This is a genomic window from Micromonospora sp. LZ37 (genome assembly GCF_059359015.1).
The window spans coordinates 129,578-148,962 of sequence record NZ_JCADBL010000002.1; the positions used below are offsets into that span (position 1 = coordinate 129,578).

At 69.0% G+C, this 19,385-nt stretch carries 20 protein-coding genes; 8 read left to right on the forward strand and 12 right to left on the reverse strand.

Going from position 1 to position 19,385, the window contains the following annotated elements; all coding sequences use genetic code 11:
• Positions 1-14: 14 nt before the first annotated feature.
• The 3 genes from AC5L3Z_RS04680 to AC5L3Z_RS04690 are packed head-to-tail and all read left to right on the forward strand — an operon-like array spanning position 15 to position 2,772.
• Complete coding sequence (locus AC5L3Z_RS04680) at positions 15-269, forward strand: phosphopantetheine-binding protein (protein WP_494839790.1); 255 nt, start codon at positions 15-17, stop codon at positions 267-269.
• Complete coding sequence (locus tag AC5L3Z_RS04685; RefSeq protein ID WP_494839791.1) at positions 266-1,522, forward strand: ATP-grasp domain-containing protein; 1,257 nt, start codon at positions 266-268, stop codon at positions 1,520-1,522. Before AC5L3Z_RS04680 ends, AC5L3Z_RS04685 begins: the two co-directional genes overlap by 4 nt.
• Positions 1,519-2,772, forward strand: coding sequence for an ATP-grasp domain-containing protein (locus AC5L3Z_RS04690; RefSeq protein WP_494839793.1), 1,254 nt, complete (start codon positions 1,519-1,521; stop codon positions 2,770-2,772). Before AC5L3Z_RS04685 ends, AC5L3Z_RS04690 begins: the two co-directional genes overlap by 4 nt.
• 49 nt (positions 2,773-2,821) lie before the next feature.
• Here AC5L3Z_RS04690 and phzG read toward each other — a convergent pair whose 3' ends face one another.
• Positions 2,822-3,457 (reverse strand): phenazine biosynthesis FMN-dependent oxidase PhzG, encoded by a 636-nt coding sequence (gene phzG, locus AC5L3Z_RS04695; protein ID WP_494839794.1) that lies wholly within the window; start codon positions 3,455-3,457, stop codon positions 2,822-2,824.
• A gap of 41 nt (positions 3,458-3,498) precedes the next feature.
• Complete coding sequence (locus AC5L3Z_RS04700) at positions 3,499-4,272, reverse strand: maleylpyruvate isomerase family mycothiol-dependent enzyme (RefSeq protein WP_494839796.1); 774 nt, start codon at positions 4,270-4,272, stop codon at positions 3,499-3,501.
• 377 nt (positions 4,273-4,649) lie between these two features.
• Here AC5L3Z_RS04700 and aepX point away from each other — a divergent pair, with 377 nt between their 5' ends.
• The 3 genes from aepX (at position 4,650) to AC5L3Z_RS04715 (ending at position 8,611) form a co-directional block, all read left to right on the forward strand.
• A complete protein-coding gene (gene aepX, locus AC5L3Z_RS04705; RefSeq protein WP_494839798.1) occupies positions 4,650-5,567 on the forward strand; it encodes a phosphoenolpyruvate mutase in 918 nt (305 codons plus the stop codon).
• A 29-nt stretch (positions 5,568-5,596) separates the two neighbouring features.
• A complete protein-coding gene (locus AC5L3Z_RS04710) occupies positions 5,597-7,834 on the forward strand; it encodes an FAD/NAD(P)-binding protein (protein WP_494839800.1) in 2,238 nt (745 codons plus the stop codon).
• 66 nt (positions 7,835-7,900) lie between these two features.
• Positions 7,901-8,611, forward strand: coding sequence for a dTMP kinase (locus AC5L3Z_RS04715; protein WP_494839802.1), 711 nt, complete (start codon positions 7,901-7,903; stop codon positions 8,609-8,611).
• Here AC5L3Z_RS04715 and AC5L3Z_RS04720 read toward each other — a convergent pair.
• Both AC5L3Z_RS04720 and AC5L3Z_RS04725 read right to left on the reverse strand, forming a co-directional pair.
• A complete protein-coding gene (locus AC5L3Z_RS04720; protein ID WP_494839804.1) occupies positions 8,546-9,412 on the reverse strand; it encodes an amino acid kinase family protein in 867 nt (288 codons plus the stop codon). The two genes, AC5L3Z_RS04715 and AC5L3Z_RS04720, sit on opposite strands and share 66 nt — an antisense overlap.
• A 113-nt stretch (positions 9,413-9,525) precedes the next feature.
• Complete coding sequence (locus AC5L3Z_RS04725; RefSeq protein WP_494839806.1) at positions 9,526-10,170, reverse strand: helix-turn-helix transcriptional regulator; 645 nt, start codon at positions 10,168-10,170, stop codon at positions 9,526-9,528.
• A gap of 352 nt (positions 10,171-10,522) precedes the next feature.
• Here AC5L3Z_RS04725 and AC5L3Z_RS04730 point away from each other — a divergent pair, with 352 nt between their 5' ends.
• The gene (locus AC5L3Z_RS04730) at positions 10,523-11,149 is read left to right on the forward strand and encodes an MSMEG_1061 family FMN-dependent PPOX-type flavoprotein (protein ID WP_494839807.1); all 627 of its coding nucleotides are present in this window, start codon (positions 10,523-10,525) and stop codon (positions 11,147-11,149) included.
• A gap of 491 nt (positions 11,150-11,640) precedes the next feature.
• On the opposite strand, the gene AC5L3Z_RS04735 is transcribed toward AC5L3Z_RS04730, so the two are convergent.
• The 6 genes from AC5L3Z_RS04735 to AC5L3Z_RS04760 form a co-directional block, all read right to left on the reverse strand.
• The gene (locus AC5L3Z_RS04735) at positions 11,641-11,889 is read right to left on the reverse strand and encodes a CoA transferase (protein ID WP_494840605.1); all 249 of its coding nucleotides are present in this window, start codon (positions 11,887-11,889) and stop codon (positions 11,641-11,643) included.
• Between the two features lie 279 nt (positions 11,890-12,168).
• Entirely contained in the window at positions 12,169-12,750 is a 582-nt protein-coding gene (locus AC5L3Z_RS04740) for a dTDP-4-dehydrorhamnose 3,5-epimerase family protein (RefSeq protein WP_494839808.1), read from the reverse strand.
• 17 nt (positions 12,751-12,767) lie between these two features.
• Entirely contained in the window at positions 12,768-13,997 is a 1,230-nt protein-coding gene (locus AC5L3Z_RS04745) for an NDP-hexose 2,3-dehydratase family protein (protein ID WP_494839810.1), read from the reverse strand.
• Positions 13,994-15,097 (reverse strand): DegT/DnrJ/EryC1/StrS family aminotransferase, encoded by a 1,104-nt coding sequence (locus AC5L3Z_RS04750; RefSeq protein WP_494839812.1) that lies wholly within the window; start codon positions 15,095-15,097, stop codon positions 13,994-13,996. Before AC5L3Z_RS04750 ends, AC5L3Z_RS04745 begins: the two co-directional genes overlap by 4 nt.
• 15 nt (positions 15,098-15,112) lie before the next feature.
• The gene (locus AC5L3Z_RS04755; protein ID WP_494839813.1) at positions 15,113-15,703 is read right to left on the reverse strand and encodes an LmbU family transcriptional regulator; all 591 of its coding nucleotides are present in this window, start codon (positions 15,701-15,703) and stop codon (positions 15,113-15,115) included.
• A gap of 729 nt (positions 15,704-16,432) precedes the next feature.
• Positions 16,433-16,654, reverse strand: coding sequence for a transposase (locus tag AC5L3Z_RS04760; RefSeq protein ID WP_494840606.1), 222 nt, complete (start codon positions 16,652-16,654; stop codon positions 16,433-16,435).
• 180 nt (positions 16,655-16,834) lie between these two features.
• Here AC5L3Z_RS04760 and AC5L3Z_RS04765 point away from each other — a divergent pair, with 180 nt between their 5' ends.
• Positions 16,835-17,347 carry a transposase gene (locus AC5L3Z_RS04765; RefSeq protein ID WP_494839814.1) on the forward strand — a complete coding sequence of 171 codons (513 nt, stop codon included), beginning with the start codon at positions 16,835-16,837 and terminating at the stop codon, positions 17,345-17,347.
• A 289-nt stretch (positions 17,348-17,636) separates the two neighbouring features.
• Here AC5L3Z_RS04765 and AC5L3Z_RS04770 read toward each other — a convergent pair whose 3' ends face one another.
• Entirely contained in the window at positions 17,637-18,353 is a 717-nt protein-coding gene (locus AC5L3Z_RS04770; protein ID WP_494839816.1) for a class I SAM-dependent DNA methyltransferase, read from the reverse strand.
• Positions 18,269-19,369 (reverse strand): NAD-dependent epimerase/dehydratase family protein, encoded by a 1,101-nt coding sequence (locus AC5L3Z_RS04775; RefSeq protein WP_494839818.1) that lies wholly within the window; start codon positions 19,367-19,369, stop codon positions 18,269-18,271. The genes AC5L3Z_RS04770 and AC5L3Z_RS04775 overlap by 85 nt, the downstream gene beginning before the upstream one ends.
• Positions 19,370-19,385 lie beyond the last annotated feature (16 nt).

Genomic DNA, 19,385 nt, shown 5'->3' on the forward strand with positions numbered 1-19,385 from the left:
GGAGATCGCCACCCATGTGGGACCACCGATTCACCGACCTGATTCGCGCGCGGCTGAACCAGCTACCGCCGGGAGAGCCGCTGCTGCCGGACGCCGACCTGCGCGGCCTGGGCCTCGACTCGCTCGCGACGATCAAGCTGGTGACCGAGTTGGAGGACGCCTACGGCTTCGTCTTCCCCGACGACGCGCTCGAATACGCGACCTTCGCGACGCCCAGCTCGCTCTGGGGCGTGGTCGCGGCGCAGCGGACGCAGGAGGCGTCGCGATGACGGGCACGGTGGCCATCGTCGACACCTACGCGCCGACCCGGGGCCTCCCGGAACGCTTCGCCGAGCTGGGCTGGAGTTGCGTACGGGTGTGCAGCACCCCGGAGGTCCCGTCGCTCTACCGGCCCGGGTACTCGGAGACCGACCCGCTCTTCGTGGACACCGTCGTGCACCACGGCGACCTCGAGGAGACCGCTGTCGCGGTCGCCAAGCACTCCCCCGACCTGGTCATCGCCGGCGGCGAGATGGGGGTCGAGCTCGCCGACACGTTGAGCGAGACGCTCGGGCTGATCACCAACGGCACCGCGCTGAGCCCGGCCCGCCGCCACAAGTGGCGGCAGATCGAGACGGTACGCGCCGCGGGTCTGCGTACCGCCAGCCAGTTCACCAGTGACGATCCGGCGGCCGTCGCGGACTGGCACCGGCGTACCGGCGGTCGCGTCGTGGTGAAGCCGGTACGCTCCGCGGCCGGCGACGGAGTGCACTTCTGCGACACCCCCGAGGAGACGGCCGACGCGTGCCGGAGAGTGCTCGGTGCGCGGAACGTGTTCGCGGCGCGCAACGACGACGTGGTCGTGCAGGAGTATCTGTCGGGGACCGAGTACATCGTCGACACCGTGAGCCGCGACGGGCATCACCGGATCTGTGACATCTGGTCGTACGACAAGCTGTCGGCGAACGGGGTGCCGGACCTGATCGCGGGCAGCCGGTTGCTGCCCCGCCGGGGCGAGGTGCAGGACCTGCTGGTGCCGTACGCGAAGGAGGTCCTCGACGCCCTCGGTGTCCGGCACGGGCCGGCGCACCTCGAGATCAAGCTGACGCCGGACGGCCCGTGCCTGGTGGAGGTAGGGGTGCGGCTGGCGGGCCTCAGCCTGCCGTACCTGACGCCGGCCGCGATCGGTGAGTCGCAGATCGACTGGACCGTCCTGGCGTACACCGATCCGGCCGCCTTCCTGAGCCGTTACGAGGCGGACTACCGGCTGGAACGCCATCTGCAGTCGGTGTACTTCATCTCCCCCGTCGAGGGCACGCTCGCCGGCTACCCGCTGATGGCGGCCGTCGAGGCGCTGGAGAGCAGACACCGGGTGCAGATCAACACCGCTGAGGGCGGCCGGATCCGCCGCACCGTGGACGACACCGGCTGGCCCGTGGTGGTGCACCTCGTGCATCCCCTCGAGGAGGTCGTCCGCCGGGACACCAACACGCTGCGGCACCTGGACGGCCCCGGGTTCTACCGACTGGCGGAGACGGCATGACGGCGCGGCCCCATGTCGTGGTCCTGCACCGCTGGCAGGACCGGTACGCGAACTACGAGGACTACGTGGACCACGACCGCCACGCGGTCACCTACGTCACCACGGAGGTCGGCCGGGCCGGCGTGCCCGGCGCGGCCGCCGAGGTCGTGACCGTCCCCGCCACCGACGATCTGGCGACCGTGCGCGCCGCGGTGCAGGCGCTCGCCGCACGGCACGGGTCACCCCGCACCGTCGTGGCACTGAAAGAGGACGATCTGCCGGTCGCCGCTCGGCTGCGCCAGCAGTGGGGCTGCGGCGGCCTGACACCGCAGCAGGTGCGGCGGTTCACCGACAAGCTGGTGATGGCGCAGGCCGTACGACGTGCGGGCGTGCCGGCGCCGCCCGTCGCGCCGGCCGCCGACGCCGCGACGGTACGGGGGTTCGCCGCCCGGCACGGCTGGCCGGTGGTGGTCAAACCGCGGGTGGGCAGCGCCAGCGACGGCGTGGTGCTGGTGAACAGCCCGGCGGACGCCGACCGGCTCGCGTTCCAGGCCGGTCGCGCGCTGCTGGTCCAGCAGTTCCACCCCGGGGACATCTACCACGTCGACGGTGTGTTCGACGGAAGCGGGCTGACGGCGTGGCGGGCGTCCCGCTACCTCAACACCTGCCTGGAGTTCCGCAGCGGCACCACGCTGGGCTCGGTCGAGGAGGACGACCCGGTTCGGCTCGCGGCCATCGGCCCCTTCACCCAGCGGGTACTGGCGGCGCTCACCCCGGATCCCGTCGTCTTCCACCTGGAGGTCTTCGTCTCGGAGCCGACGCCCGGCGAGGTGTCCTGCGACTTCCTGGAGATTGGCGCGCGGGTCGGCGGGGCGGAGATTCCGTTCCTCTGGCGGGACGTGCACGGCTACGACCTGATGGGCGCGGCGTTCTCGATCGCGCTGGGCGAGCCGCCGGCCGTCCCCGCCACCGATCGGCCGGACCAGGTCGGCGGCTGGCTGCTGGTGCCGGCGCCGACCGAGCGGCCCTGCCGGATCACCGAGTCGACGCCGATGGTGGGAACACCGGGCGGCCCGTACGCGGAGGTGGTGCTGGCTCCGGGGCAGGTACTGCCGGCCGCGGACGCGTACTACGAGCACGTCGGCGGCAGGTTCCGGTTCCGGGGCGCGGACTCGGAGACCGTGCGGCGGTCGATCCTGCGGACCGCGGCGGCCTTCCGGGTTCGCGGGGAACTGCTGGACCAGGGAATGCCGGCACCGGCCGCGGCCTGACCCGGCCGGTGCCGACGGCGTGACGTCGCCGCCACCGGCCGACAGCGGCTCAGGGCTGCAGGCGCCGCGCGTTCCAGCCGGCGTCCGAGAGCTCGTAGGCCAGCCGGCGGTGCAGCCGGTCCGGGCTGCCGTGCCAGAACTCGATCCGGTGCGGTACCAGGCGGTACCCGCCCCAGGTCGCCGGGCGCGCCACCGGTGAGTCACCGGAGGCCAGCTCCTCGACGCGGGTACGGAGAGCCTGCGCGTCGTCGAGCGGGCGGCTCTGCTCGGAGGCGGCGGTGGTCGCCTGCGCAGCCCGCGGGCGAGCGCCGAAGAGCTGGTCGGACTCCTCGTCGCTGATCTGCTCCACCGGGCCGTCGACGTTGATCTGCTGCAACGTCTCGCGCCAGTAGAACGTCATCGCGGCCCACGGCCGCGCGGCGAAGTCCCGCCCCTTGCGGCTGCCCAGGTGGGTGCCGAACAGCAGCCCGCGGTCGCTCACGTCCTTGATGAGGATCATCCGGCTCGACGGGCGTCCGGCGGCGTCCGCCGACGACAGGCTGACCACCAGCGGCTCGCGGACCTGGCGCTCGACGGCGGAGTCCAGCCACGCGGTCAGTAGGGCCACCGGGTCGGCCGGCGGCCGGTCGAACTCGGGCAGCACCAGGCTGGCGTCACCGCTCAGAGTGGGGGCGTGTGCGTTCATTCCTCATCCTCTGCTCTTGACACCCGGCGGGGCGGATCCCGTCACGGGTAGGGGAACCAGCGCGGCAGAGCCAGCGCAGCCGACGCCTCCGCCGGCTCGCGGACCCAGCCGGCGTGGCCGGGCGTACGACCCAGCAGCCAGGCGAGCAACTCGTGCCGCTCGGCGGCCACGACGTGCCGCGCCTCGGCGTCACCCGGCACCACCTTCGGATCGTCGCCGCCGTCCACCAGCCAGCTCTCCCCGGTGTCGGCGCACCGCAGCAGCCAGGTGTCGGCCGGCGGGGTGGTGGCGCGCCGCGGCAGGCCCGACACGACACCCGGCAGCACCGCGGCCACGTAGTCCTGCGGCCAGTCGGCCGGGCCGTAGCCGAGCCCGAGGTCGGCGTGATGCACCTCGACCTCTGTCCACCGGGACAGCACGCCCGCCCCGAGCGGCCGTTCCCCACCCGAGGAGCGGGTGGACCGCAGCCAGACGTCGTCGTCCAGCGCGCTCCAGCGCCGATCGAGCGCCGTCACCGACTCGCTCAGGTCGTCGATCAATTCGGCGGCGGAGCGGCGGGCGGCCGCCGCGATCTCGCGGGCGCGACCATCCGCGCCACCGGGGTAGGGATCGACCAGCTCACCCCGCTCCGCGGCGTCGGTGACCCGGATCAGGCCCCGCGCGTGCGCGGCGAGGTGGCCCACGACGTGCCCCCGGGTCCACTCCGCCAGCCGTGACGGCTGGCGGATCTCCTCGTCGGTGAGTCCGTGGACGTCGGCCAGCAGCCGGTCCGTCGACTGGCGCAGCGCGGCCAGCTGTAGCGGCAGGACGGTCATGCCTTACCCTTCCGTGCGTCGATCAATCGGCGCGGCACCCGCTATGCGGAGATATTGTAGATTCTCCCGTCGTCCACATCGGCCGCCTCCCGGTCGCGAGCCCCGCGGGGTGAAGACGCGCCCCTCCCCTGCGCGGCAACCATTTCCGGTGCTCGCGGCCGCGCCGGCTCACCGCGACGAAGTTACCGGCGGCACCGTCCCGGCAGCAGTCGGCGGCGGCAACATTAGTCGGTCGTCCAACACAGCCAACTAGGTTCTCTTCTAATGGCCACCCGGCGGCTGCCATTCACCTTGCCGAATTGCAAGCGCACTCGGTAACTTTCCACCGTCCGCACCGGCGGACCTCCATTCCCCCCTCTTTTCGCGTTGGAGGAAACGTGCCCGGCAGCAGCGACGTATCATCGGCGGCCGCACTTGCCGCCCGCGCCACTACCCGGCTCCGTGAATCACTGGCCAGGCCGGAACTCACCTTCCTCATGGAAGCGCACGACGGGTTGTCGGCGCGCATCGCCGCCGGCGAGGGGTTCCAGGCCCTGTGGGCCTCAGGACTGTCCATCTCGACGGCCCTGGGCGTTCGGGACAGCAACGAAGCGTCCTGGTCCCAGATGCTGGAGGTGGTCGAATACATGACCGAGGCCACGGGCACTCCGATCATCGTCGACGGCGACTCAGGCCACGGGAACTTCAACTCGGCGCGCCGTTTCAGTCGTAAGGCCGAACGCATCGGGGCGGCCGGCGTGTGTTTCGAGGACAAACTCTTCCCCAAGATGAATTCGTTTGTCGGCAACGACCACGATCTCATTCCCACCGAGGACTTCTGCGCCAAGATCGCGGCTGCCAAGGACGCCCAGAACGACCCGGACTTCCTCGTGATCGCCCGCACCGAGGCGCTGATCGCGGGGCTCGGCCAGCAGGAGGCCATCGACCGTGCGGAGGCCTATCGCAAGGCCGGCGCGGATGCCATCTTCATCCATTCCCGCAAGAGCACGTTCGCGGAGATCGAGGAGTTCTCCCAGGAGTGGGCCGGCCGGGCGCCGCTGGTGATCGCGCCGACCACCTACGCCGCCACCACGACGGAGGAGTTCCGGCGCGCCGGCATCTCCGCGGTCATCTGGGCGAACCACAGCATGCGGGCGGCTTTCCACGCGATCCGCGACACCTGCCGGCAGATCCTGCACAGCGAGTCGGTGCACGGTCTCGATCGGCTGGCCACCCTGCCCGAGGTCTTCGGACTCCTGGACTACGACGAGCTGGACCGCTCCGAGCGCCAGTACTACGGCCAGCCGGCCAGCTGAGACCCGCACGCCGCCGAGAAGGAGATCGCATGCAACCAATCCGCTTGGCCATCATCGGTGGCGGCCCGAGCGCCACGTACGTCATGGAGCGGCTCGCCGCCACCGCGCCGGGGCGACCGGCCGGTCTTCCCCTGGAGATCGACGTCTTCGACCTGTCCGGTCGCTTCGGCGACGGGCAGGTGCACAGCGCCGAGCAGCCGAAGACGAGCTTCCTCAACCGCATCGTCGGGCAGGTCTCCTTCGCGGCCGACCCGACGGTCACCGACGCCGGGCCGCTGCTGGACCCGCAGCTGCGGCCGACCCTGTACGAGTGGTGCCGGCTCAAGTTCGCGGAGACCGGCGATCCGGTCTTCGACGTCACTCCGGAGAGCTGGCCGAAACGGTACGTCCACGGGCTGGCGCTGCGGGAGAGCTTCACCCGTTACGTCGAAATGCTCCGCGCCGAACCCGGTGTCACCGTGAACCTGCGGCACGCCGAGGTGACCGACGTCGAACCCCGGGACCGCGGCTACCTGCTGCATCTGTCGACGGGCGAGCACACCGGCGCCGACCACGTGCTGTTCCTGACCGGCCACTCCGCCAATGACCCGCGGCGGTTCGCCCGCACCCGCCCGCTCGCGGAGTTCGCCGACCGGCACCCGGCGGTGTTCGTGTCCGCCGCGTACCCGCTGGAGAAGTACCTCACCGAAGAGGTCGTCACGACCGCGACCACTGTGGGCTGCATCGGTATGGGCCTGACGGCCATCGACGTCATCCTGCACCTGACGGAGGGGCGCGGCGGACGCTTCACGGAAGCGGGCGGCGGCCGGCTCCGGTACGAGCCCTCCGGCCGCGAACCACGCTCGATCGCGGCCTTCAGCGAGGCCGGACTGCTGACCTTCGCACGGCCCTACAACGAGAAGGAACGAGACTCGGAACGGCTGGAACATCGCGGCGTCTTCCTCACCGAGGAAACCGTCGACACCCTCCGGGCCACCGTCGGGACGCCGTGCACCGTCCCCGGCGTCGGGCTGCGCAACCAGCTGGACTTCGAGGCGCACCTGCTGCCCGTGGTGCTCCTGGAGATGGGCCATCTCTACTACCGCACGCTGCTCGGCGCCGACTTCGCCGGACATGTGGAGCGGCGGGTCCGGCCGGCCTTCGAGCGTTTCGTCCAGGGCCGGGAGGAGTCGTACGACCGGGAGGGGGCGGAGCGGCTGCTGACCGAGGTGGACGCCGTGATCGACGGCGTGCAGGACCTCGTGGACGGCGTCTGCGGAGCGAAGCTGAGCTGGGCGGCCGCCGAGGGCACCGCGGCGGCCGATGGCTGGCAGCTGGAGCCCGCGGTGCACCGTTACCTCACTGTCGTCTTCGGCCCGGACGCCGCGGCGGAAGCGGTACGACGTCTGCGGGTGGCGGATCGGCCCCTCGACGTGGTGTCGGGCCGGGTCTCGCCGTGGCGGCACGCCGAACGGCTGCGGGACAACCGCTTCTCCTGGGCGGCGACCATCGAGCCGCTCGCCGGGGCCGGCATCGGCTCGGTGGCGGAGTACCGAGCCGCGCTCCTGGATTTCATCGACCGTGACCACCTCTTCGCCGCGCAGGGCAATGTCACCAATCCGGCCAAGGCGGCCGCCGACGGGGTGTGGCGGGACCTGCGGCCGGTCCTCGCCCACGCGGTCGACTTCGGCGGGCTCACGGCCGAGTCGCACCGCCGGTTCCTCGACACCTACCTGCGCCACCACAATCGGCTCTGCAACGGCGCCGCCCTCGAGGTGATGGAGAAGATCCGGGCCGTGATCGAGTACGGCCTGGTGGACGCCGCAGCCGGTCCCCGCGCCCGGGTCGTCACCGACGAGACGACCGGCCGATTCCGCGTCCAGGGACCGTGCACCGGCGCCGACCTCGGCGTGGATGTCCTCGTCGACGCCCGGGTGCACGCTTTCGACCCGGAACGGGACGTCCTGCCGCTCTACCCGAACCTGCTGGCCCGCGGCGTCGTCCGCAAGTGGCGCAACCTGGCGGCCGACGGCTCCTACTTCGAGCCCGGCGGACTGGACCTGGATGCCCGCTTCCATCCGGTCGGCGCGGACGGGCAGGCGGATCCGCACCTGACGTTCCTCGGGCCGCCCAGCGAGGGTGTCATGTTCTTCCAGCTCGGAGCCCTGCGCCCCAACCAGGATCATCACGTGATGCAGGACGTGCTGACCTGGCTCGGCGACTTCTGGACCTCCGCGCAGGACCTCGTCGGTGGACAACGCCGGGCTCCGGCGGTGTCCCTCAAGTGATCCGAGACGAGGCGCCGCCCCCTGCGAGCGGCGCCTCACCCGATTCATCTCGTACGTGGAGGACAGATGCTGATCGCTGTAGTGGGCACGGACGGAGCCGGCAAGTCCACGGTCACGCGCCTGGTGTCGGAGGCGCTCGAACGCGACGGGCGGACCGTCGCCCACATCGATCGATGGCACATCGTCGACAACCCGTTGTACCCGGCCACCCGCTTCATGCGTCCGGACGTGCCGGACACGCGGCTGTGCGTCGCGGAGATGCCGAATCCCGCGCGGTTCCTCTTCCTGGTCTGGTCGATCGGCATGGCGCTGCTCGGCCGCAAGTCCGCTTCGGGCGAGGCCGGTGGGCGCACCGAGATGCTGGACGGCTACTGGATGAAGCACGCGGCCAGTGAGGTCGTCTACGGTCTCGACCGCGACTGGGTGGAGAAGGTCGTGTCGGCCCTGCCGGTGCCGGACCTGGTGATCTATCTGCGCATCGAGCCGGAGGCCGCCTGGGAACGCAAGGCCGGCGACCTGGTCCCGTACGAGTGCGGAATGGACGAGTCGTGCTCGCGGGAACGGTTCCTGGCGCACCAGCAGGCGATCCAGTCGATGCTCGACGAGTGGGCCGCACGTCAGGGATGGATCGTCGTCGACGCGGACCGGGCTCTGCCCGAGGTGCTGACGGAGGTGCGGCGTGTGGCCGGCGCCGGCACCGGGCGGCCGGCCTCAGCGAGCCAGGGAAATCCTGGTGTGCAGCTTCCATGGAGCCCAGTGCGCTGCGGGGTCCAGTAGGAACCGGAGGTCTCCGGCACCCGGATCGCCCCTCAGGATGAGGCACTCGGCGCCCTCACGGGCCAGCGCGCCGAGTGCCTCCACCTTGCCGGCCATGGCACCGCTCGTGTCATGTGGCGCCGCCGGCCACAGGTAGCCGGCCGCCACGTCGAGCCGATCGGGATGCAGGTAGGGGACGCTGCGGCTGCCACCCGGGCCATCGGTCAGCACTCCGGGAACATCGGTGAGCACGGCGATCCGGACATGCCGTCCTGCCCGGGGACCACCGAGGAAAAGGCCGGGCACGCGGTCACTGCCGAAGATCTCCAGGCGGCCCTCCGGGGTCATCACGCAATCGCCCGACAGGACAGGGAGCGCGCCGGCACGGAGAAGCTCCTCGATCACCGCGGTCTGCGGCACCGCCACGTCGTCCCGCACCGCACAGATGGCGCCCACCTGAACCGGGAAACAACGAACACCCCGAGCACGGAGGGCCTCGACCCAAGCCCATTTTACTGTGAAAGTGGCGAACGTCAGATCGAGAGATGCGAACGGGTCGTCGGGCTCAAGACGGCGAACGGCACCGTGACCGATTGCCCCACCACCGGCGACGAGGACGACCCGGCCCGACGCCGCCTGCCACAGGTCCGTCAGCAGATCGGCATACCGGCCCAGCTCCTCGGTGTCCAGATGGCCGGCACGGTGTTTTTGCGAAACCAGGCTTCCGCCGATCTTCACCACCACGAAATCGGGAATCGAATCACTGTCGGGAAATTTGCCGGCAGCGATCACCTTCGCAGCTTGCGGCCGCACCGTGGTCATGCATCCCTCACTTCCGAGAATGGCGGTTCGAATCGAATGATATCCGCGAACAGCCTTTCACGGAGCACCCTGCCGGGCACCTTGGACTTCCTACTAATATTGCCGATCGCTTATCAACTGGCACGCAGCCGGGAACCTACCCTGATCGGCAACAGACCATTCTCGTACGCCATTGCCACCAGTGCCGTGCGATTAGGAACCCGATACTTGTTGAGCAAACGGCTCAGGTGATAACTGACCGCCTGCTTGCTGTAATGCAACTCGCCGGCGATCTCCGAGGACGACTGGCCGTAGGCGAGCCGGCGGAGGATCTCTCGCTCCAGCCGTGAGACGTCGTCGCCACCACCGGGCTGACCGGCCGGGTCCGAGCCGCCGTCGGCGGCGGCGCCGGGCTCGAGCAGGGCGGTGATCACGTCGTGCACCCCGACCAGGGCGTACTTGGAGAAGCGCAGCGCACGCGTCGCATCCAGATTCTGCTCCACCGCGGCGACCTGCCGCTCGGTCACCACCACCACGGCACGAGTGAGATCGATCATCGCCGACCGGGACAGCCCCAGATCAACCAGCCGGTGCGCGACCGACCGCAACTCGGCACGAGTCGTCTCCTTCAGAGACCGGCCGGTCAGGCACGCTCTGCGCACCTCCGGCCAGGTGCGGCGGAAGGCATCCGCGATGGTCTCCTCGATGGCGCCCGCGGTGCTCCGCGGTGCCGATCGGCGGGCTACGGCATGCACCCTGGACAGGTACACCCGATCCACGGTGGTGGATTGTGACTGGCGTAGTTGGACACGGTGACTCAAGTTCTATCCCCCGATTGATAAAGCAAAGGTGAGGCTGCGTCCACGCCGACGCCGGCAACCGCCGCCGGCGGCCCGATCGACATCACTCGAACTGCCGGATCAACACAACCCTATCTGGTGACGGCCAGCTGGCGAGAGCCGCGCACCTCCGGATCCGGGTGAGGACAACACCTTCCACGCCTTGACTAGCCATGGACGCTTCACGTGGACGCCATCCGATTAGGTGATCGACTAAATCGGGACCTGCTGCCCCCGCAGCTACCTGGCCGACCCTCTACCGTCGAGGGAAGACGAAGGGAAGGGCCGGGGCATGTCCGTCTCCAGCATCATCGACGTCACGTCCGCCGACGAGCTGCGGTCCATCCTGGGAGCTCCCCTGAGGCGAGTCAGCGAGAAGGACCGGCCCAGGCTGCACGATCTGGACCGGCAGTGGCTCGCCGCGTCGCCGCTCTGCCTGCTGGCGTCCGCCAACGCGGACGGCACCTGCGACATCTCGCCCAAGGGTGACCCGCCCGGTTTCACACTGGTGCTCGACGACACCACCATCGCCATCCCCGAGCGACCGGGCAACCGGCGCGGCGACACCTTGTTCAACATCCTCAGCAACCCTCATCTGGGAGCGCTGTACCTGCTACCCGGTCGCGGTGACGCGCTCAGGATCGACGGCCGGGCGCGCATCGTCCGTGACGCGCCCTTCTTCGACCGGATGACGTTCCGTGGACACCGGCCAGCCCTGGCCATCGTGGTCGAGATCGAGCACGTCTTCTATCATTGCTCGCGCGCCCTCCTGCGGTCCTCCGTCTGGGACGAGCGGACCTGGGCGCCGGATGCCGCGCCGTCACGGGCGGTCATCGCCAAGACGCTCGAGCGGCAGGACGAGTCTCTCGCCGACCTCGAGGAGTACTACGGCGAGCGGTACCGGGACACGCTCTACTGAGAAGCGCCGTGCAGGCGGCGGATCAGGCAACCGGGTCAGTCACCCCTTCCTCCGGCGCACGGATCCGCCCGGAGAACACCGCCGACGCGCGGCGTACGGCCTCGACGGCGGACACCGCGGGAGCGACGTGGGTGAGGACCAGATCGCGCACGCCGGTCCGGCCGGCGACGTCTGCCGCCTCTTCCGGGGTGTGGTGGCTCCGCGGGCGGCCGTCCGGTGGTACGCGGGCTTCGCCTGCCTCGCACAGCAGAAGATCGCTTCCCGTGGCGAGTTCCCTTCGGACGTATCAACTCCGTCGACTGGCCGCTGAGCTGGCTCAACCTCGCGGTCCTCTTCTGCACCGGACTGCTGCCCTTCGCCACCGCAGTGACCTCGACTGCGGTACGCGACGGCATCGCCAGCGACATCCGGGTGGCGATGACCCTTCACGGTCTCACCGGCGCCCTGCTGCTCACCAGCGCCTACCCACACCGTCTTAGGAAACCGATGCTCTATCCCCTGAGCCACGAGGGCGCGTGGGTGCTCCACCCGTTTCCGCGTGCTGTTCGGTAGGTGTCGGCTTGGCGCTCCGGGTCATCGCCCGCGCTCTGCCTGGCCGGCCTGCTGCCTTGGTCGAGCAGCCATCGTGCCGTCCTGGCGAGGGTCACAAAGACGTGGGTGGCGTCGCCGGTGCGGGCGCGTCGACCCAGTGCGGCCAGCGCGCCAGCAGCGATGAGGTAGCCCGTAGCGTGGTCGAGCAGCTGTCACCGCACCCCTGAGAACCAGCTAACCAACTCTCCATCAAACCCGGGGCTTGACAAACCTCGCCACCGCCCTCCAGGCCATCACCGGCCAAAAGATCGTCACCCACGGCGGCAAAGCCGTCATCGTCGAACCCGAGACGGCCTGAACCCATAATCTGACCGCCACCCCACACCCAGCTCCGCTGCGCTACGCCGGGTGCCTTCAGCCTGCCTACTTACGGTTGGATTTTCGGGTCAGACAGGGGGTCGGCGCAGGGCGCCGCTCAGCGCGACGGGTCAGAAGGAGCTCTCGATGGCCTGGCAGGCGGCGTAGTCGGGAAGGGCATCGGCCTGGGCGAGAGTCGGAGCCACCAGATCCCGGTCGGAGATGATCGGGTCGTCGGGCAGGGGAAGACCCAGCTCCGGGTCCAGCACGGAGATGGCGAGTTCGTGCGCAGGCTCATAGGCTCCCGACAGCAGGTAGGACATTACCGTGTGGTCCTCCTGGGCGATGAAGGCATGCCCGACGCCCACGGGAACGTAAACCGCGCGGTACGACACCGGGTCGAGGAGCACGGCGTCCCAGCGCCCGAAGGTCGGAGACCCGACCCGGATGTCCACCAGGATGTCCAACGAGGCGCCGCGCGCGCAGTACACGTACTTCGCCGTCCCCGGCGGGGTCAGCGTGAAGTGGATCCCTCGTACCACCCCCCGCCGCGACTCGCTGTGGTTGCTCTGGGCCACGGGAAACAGCGGATGCCCGACCGCCTCCGTGAACGCGGCCTCCTGAAAGGGGGACACGAAGACGCCCCGCCGGTCGGTAAACCGCTCTGGCGTGAACTCGAACGCCCCAGCCACGGTGAGCGGACGGAACTTCATCTGTCTACCCCTTCCGATCAGGTGAGCACGCAGGCCAGAAGGGTGCGTGCCTCGATGTTGAGGAGTCGGCCGCGCCGTACCAGCTCGGCCAGCTGGCCGGCCGTCACCCAGCGGAAGTCGCGCGGGGCGTGGGCGGGGAAACCGTGGTCGACCTCGACGACCCGGTAGCGGGTCCGCGCGCGGTAGAAGCGGCCGCCCTCCTCCGACAGCAGCACGTCATGACGGACCCGGCCCGGGTCGCGGGTGAGCGCGTCCCGCAGGTACGGCTCGCGTCTGACGGAGGCCCGCTCGCCCGGCGCGACCTGCACAGTCGGGCCAATCTCCACGCGGTCGACCAGGCCGGGCTCCGGCCGGGCCCGGACCAGGAAGCGGGCCTGTCCCTCCAAATCGCGCACGAGGAGCACGGACAGGCCGATGCCACGCGGAGACAGCAGGGGCTGGGTCCAGCGGGTGACCTCCCGATTGCCGGCCTCCACCTGGACGGCGATCATCGTGAACTCCGGGCGCCCCCGCACGGCGATCTTGGCATCACTCCGCTCGGCGGCGGCGGACAGCGGGACCAGCTCCGCTTTCCACCTGCACCGGGCTCGCTCGTCCTCCAGCCAGGCCAGCACGTCGTCGGCGGGCTGCGGCTCGGCGGGAGTCAGCCCGGCGAGGACGGTCCGCGTGTCCATGTTGACCAGATCGTCGACATGCAGCAGGTCGCGTACGGCGGAGAGCGGCAGCCACCGGAAATCCGGGTGCGCGGGCACGTCCCCGGTCACCCGCACGACCATGTTCCGGTTGTGCTTGTGCCAGCACCAGGAGCCCTGCTCGGACTGGAGTTCGTCCACCAGGACCTCGCCCTGGGGCTCGGTGAAGTACTCCAGGTAGTGGGGACCGCGCCCGCCGTGGACGCGCGTATAGTTGCTCCACGTCGCCTGCACGGTCGGCGAGAGCTGGAGCAGCCCGGCGTTCCCCGGCTCCATCTTGGCCTGCAGCAGTACCTGCCTGACCCCGTCGACGTCGCGGACCAGGATTCCGAGGATGCCGTGCTCCGGCTGGTCGACTACGGGGCGGCACCACGCGGGTCCCTCCCCGTCGTCGACCCGCAGCCCCACCACCCGGAAGAACCGCCCGCTGTCGTGCGTAAGGTTGCCGGTGTCCGGTTCGAAGCGCCAGCGGTCCAGGTCGGCGAACGGGATCCGGTCGACCCGGAAGGAGCCGGCCCTGCGCCGCGCGGCCCACCAAGCCCAGAACCCGCTCACAGTCCGGCCAGGACGTCACGGAGAACCTCGATCACGTGGTTCTGGGCGGCGACGGACAGAGACGGGTACATCGGGAGTGAGAAGATCTCCCCTGCCAGCCGCTCGGTGACCGGAAGTGATCCCTTGGCGTAGCCCAGGTGGGCGAACCCGGTCATGGTGTGCACCGGCCATGGGTAGCTGACGGTGAGCGCGATACCTCGTTCCTTGAGCTTGGCCAGGATGGTGTCGCGTTTCGGGTGCCTGACGACGTAGAGGTAGTACGCGTGGTCGTTGCCTTCAGCGATGGCGGGCAGGGTGAGGCCCGTGTCCGCCAGCCCCTCGGCGTAGCGCTCGGCCACCGCGCGCCGTCCTGCGATGTACCCGTCGAGCCGGTCCAGCTTGCGCCGCAGGATCTCGGCCTGGACCTCGTCCAACCGGCTGTTGTGGCCGGGTGTGGCCACGACGAAGTAGCGCTCCTCCATTCCGTAGTAGCGGAGGCGGCGAAGGGCCTCATCCACCTCTGGCCGATCGGTGATGATCGCCCCCGCGTCGCCGTACGCCCCGAGCACCTTCGTGGGATAGAAGGAGAAGGCGGCGGCGTCGCCGAACGATCCGGCGATGCGACCGTGCCTGCGTGCGCCGTGTGCCTGGGCGCAGTCCTCCAGGACGGCCAGCCCGTGCTGGGCCGCCAGCTTCTCCAGCGGGGCCATGTCGACGCACTGTCCGTACAGGTGCACCGGGAGCAGGCAGCGGGTTCGTGAGGTGATCTGAATCTGGCTCGTGTCCATCAGATACGTGTCCTCGTGGACGTCGACGAACACGGGGGTCGCGCCGACGGCGTCGATCGCCACCACGGTGGGGGCGGCGGTGTTCGACACCGTGACGACCTCGTCACCGGGTCCGACGCCGAGTGCCCGGAGCCCCAGCACGAGGGCGTTGGTGCCGTTGTCCACCCCCACGCCGTGCCGTACGCCGTGGTAATCGGCGAACGAGCGCTCGAACTCGCGCACGCTCCGCCCGAGGATCAGCCGCCCCGAGCGGAACACTGTGTCCACCGCGTCGAGGATGTCCTGGCGTTCCTTTTCGTACTCCGGCAAGTAGTCCCAGACGAGTTGCGGCATGCCAGCCTTCCACGGTCAGTATTCGAGACTCCGGACCAGATCCGAGCCGTCCTCCGTCTCGCCCGGCCGGCGAGCGGCTTCGAGGGTGGCGGCCGCGGCGGCGTCAAGGACGCTGACCATCCACGGGATCAGGTCTTGCTCCGCGTTCTCGGCGGCTTCCTGCCACCGACGCTTCCGGTCGTTCACCACGTTCATCTGAATGGAGGCGACCGCGTTCACCTCGGCGGGTTGACGACCCGCCCGGATCCGCCGGCGTAATTCGTTGCGGGACCAGCCGTTCTTCTCGGTCCGGCAGAGCCATTCCTCCTGCTCGGCCTCGGACAGGCTCGCCACCTCGGCGTGGTGCTGGAAGCTGAGTTTCTCCCGGCGTCGCGCAGGGCTGACCTGCCGCGCCACCCAGGCGTAGTTGCGCAGGGTCTGGTAATCCAGTGACGTCTCCGCAATGGCGCGCTTGTACCGATCGGGGAACTGCGTCTGCCCGTAGACGAGCCAGTCGCCCAGCCACCAGACCGAGGAGTCGGAGATGACGAAGATCTGCCGGCCGAGCCGCCGCCAGGCGTCGAGCGACGTCCCCTCGGGAATGCACAGGCTCGTCCTCCTGGTCATTGTGCGATCGTCCAGGGAGATCCGCGAATCCGAGGATCGAGCGAGCCTCGCTGTCCTACCGTTGGCATCCGGATCGGCCGGCGCAGAATCAGTCCAGTCCCTCCTGTCCAACAGACTCAACCGCAATTCCTCTTTTCTGACATTCGCCAACACCTTTCTGTCGGAGGAAATCGACAAACCCAGAATGCCATGCAGGAAGGGTCGATGATTGGCCGATTTCCCTGGACGGCCTACAGGCAGCATGAGAACATGCCCGAACCTTATTTTGAACGCAACGCATGAAGTAGCCGCGACAACAGGGCCTGAGGCATACGTCGGCGCGGCCAGAAGTGTTGCGACAGGTTCTTGTCAGCGGCGTTGCTTGCAACCACTCCGGCCGGGATTTCGGCCAGGATGCCTGGCACACTGGATCGCCGGCAGGAAGCACCTTTGACGAAGCAAGCACCTACAACTCACCAGAATGACCCCCGTCTGTTCTGTTGCCTCGCCAACTGACCGTATCGAAATGCGACGTCGTCCACAAGGGAACCAACGGCGTTCTCCACCTTCGAGAGAGACGCCAGGATGACGACGGAACCCATCATTGAGCAGAGTCTGGTCGACGGGCCGGCGGGCACGGCCCCGGCGTTGTTCCGACTTGAGCAGTTTCGTCCGCGTGTAGAACTGGACAGGAGACGAGTTGCAGGACGAGCGCGACTCCCGATGAGGTTTCGGGTGATTAGTGCCTCGTCATGCGGCCTTGAACAGGTAGTCCAGGTGCCGGATCTTGGAGTTGGTCGCGAACCCGGTCTTCGGTTTCGCGCGCTGGTTGTGCCAGCGGATGTAGTCGCCGATCGCGGCGTCCTGTTCGGCGTGGGAGCGGTGGTCGGTGCCGTTGAGGGCGAAGTAGCGCAGGGCTGCGAACTCGGCCTCGATCCAGTTCAGCCAGGATCTGCAGGTCGGCAGGAACACCAGTTCCACGGCGTTGGCCTGGCACCAGACCCCGCACGCTCGGATGCTTGTGCGGTCAGAAGTTGTCCAGGATCAGGTACAGCGCTTCGCCGGGCCAGCGGTGGCGCAGGGTCTTGAGGAAGGCGAGGAACTCCTTCGCGCGTTGGCGGTCACGGATCCGTTTGATGTTCCCTGGATACGGTGGAGGCGGGTTGGTCGACTCGTCAGGCTCGTCGCTCGTTGAGGAGAGACGTGCCGAGGAGATGCCCGCCCGAGTTCCGCCGCAAGGTCCTCGATCTGCTCAAGGCCGGCCGTACCGTCGCCGAACTGGTCCGCGATCTGGGCATCAGCGACCAGACCATCTACACGTGGCGCCGGCAAGAGCTCATCGGCACCGGCCAGCTGCCCGGCATCACCTCCAGCGACCAGGCCGAGCTGGTGGCCGCACGGCGGCGCATCGTCGAGTTGGAGACCGAGCTGGCGATCCACCCTCGGGCCGCGGAGTTGCTGAAGGAGGCGGTGCCCCCAAAAGGCCGGTACGCGGCCATCGCGACGATGGCCGCGGAAGGGCTGCGGCTCCGCGAAACCCGGGGAACATCAATGTGTTCATCAAACCCGGTGCGGAACAAACGGGCCGCCCGAACTGAACTGACGCGGAAGGCAACGCTGTTGCAGCGTCCAGCGTTCCGCTCCTCGACGAGGGACGAGGCGTGACCATGCTACGTGTGCGATGCATCGGAGCAGATCAGCGAGGCAAGTGATCTCGTTCGTCTTGTCCGGAGCCCGCAGCTGGCCGACGATCTGCCCATCATTCGTCATCGCCGCCAGCAGATGCACGGCCGAGCTGCTGCCTGCGGCACAACGAAGCTCCTGTTGGTGCGAGTGATTTGGTCGTGACCCACCAGTCACCAGGAGCTTCCTTGCGTCCGAAGATACATCGAACAACCGCCACCACGGTCAGGGCTTCGCAACAGCCCTGGTTCTCGCGGAGACCGCCGCTTCTCTAGTTCTGCCGGATCCCCAGGAAAAGCCCGCGGTTTCCGAGGACCCCCTGGACGTACTCGATCGTGAAACCGCTCTTCTCCAGCGCCTCGGTGTATTCGGCCCGACTGAAGAGGCGGTGGCTGTAGGTTTCGGTGAAGTGCTGGATACCCGTCTCCTGGTCAGCGACCACGTAGTGCACCTCCATTCGTGACCCGGTCCCCTCCCGACGGGTGTGGGAGACGCGGGCGATGGTGCGCCGTTCCAGGGTGATGACGTCGCCGGAGACGTAGCCGTCCAGGTAGGTCTCGGAGAACCACCAGGGTTCGAGGGCGAGGACACCGCCGGCGACCAGGTGACGCGCGAAGCAGGCCATTGTCGCTTCCAGTTCCTCGCACGTGTCCACATGCCCGACAGAGCCGAAAAGGCACACCAGGGCATCGAACTCCCGGCCTAGGTCGAAGGAACGCATGTCCCCTTGGTGCAACGCGATTCCGGGGAGGCGGTCACCGGCGATCCGGAGCATGTCTTCGGCCAGTTCCAGCCCTTCGACATGGTCGAAAGCGGTCCGGAAGCCGGCCAGATGCGCGCCGGTGCCGCAGCCGACGTCCAGCAGCGAGGCCGCCTGCGGACTGCGCTCGCGGATGGACGTGGTTATGTACTTCGCCTCCTCGGCGTAGTCTTTTCCGCGCGATTGGTAGACGTGATCGTAGATGGCTGCGAACTGCGCTCCGTACATGGGCCTTCTTCCAGCGGTGTCCGGTGGGTGAAATGGTGGACCTCGGCGACGGTTCGCGCAACGGCCTTGCGCAACGGCAGCATCGGTTTCCAACCGGTTGCCGTTCTGAAGGGCGAAGAGTCGATCGTCACGCTTTTGAAGTCGATGATGGGGGCGTCGACGGGAGCTTCCACGGTGACCACCGGCACGGGCGTTCCCCCGACCAGTTTCGCGGCCTCGTCGGCGATCATGGAAAATAGCCCGCCCAGCGGTACACTCCGGTCGGAACCGATCAGCCAGTGACGGCCGGTCAGGCGGTCCGCGTGTTCCAGCGACGCCACGAAAGCCTGTGCCACGTCGGTCGTGTGCACGAGTTCGCGCAGGACGGTCCCGTCGTGCCACATGGTCAACGGCCGGCCGTCCAGGGCCCGTCGCGCCATCACCGCCACCACGCCCCGCACGGCGGATCCGGGCGTACGGCCCTGGCCGAACACGGTGGGCAGGCGCAGGCTGATTCCCCGCACCACGCCGTTCTCCGCAGCATGCTTCAAGAGCTGCTCGGCAGCCACCTTCTGCCGGTCGTACGTCGTCACGGGACTGTCGGGCTCGCTGCCGTCCAGGGGACGTTCGGGCGGGATGCCGGCTTGGGACGTGGTGCCGCTGTAGACGACGATGGGCGGGGAAGCACGGCGGGAATCCGCACTCAGCGCCTCGACCACCTCGCTCAGAACCCCGACGTTGGCCCGCTCGCTGGCCGGGTTCTCGTCCGCGGCTCGCCAGTCACCGTCGTGCTTCACCAAGTTGATCACCGCGTCGGCACCCGCGACCACCTCCGCCGCACTGCCGACTCGGGTGAGGTCCGCTGCGATGGCCTCCACTCCTGGGTACGGCTTCGCCCAGGTGTTCGGCCGGCGGGCGACCACTCGCAGCCGAACCGGCCCGCCGGCCAAGGCGGCCGTCACCGCGGAGCCGATCAGGCCCGAGGCTCCCAGGACGACGACGAGCGGCGAAAGATGCCGGGATCGCGAGGGGATCACAGGGGTCTCCTTGACT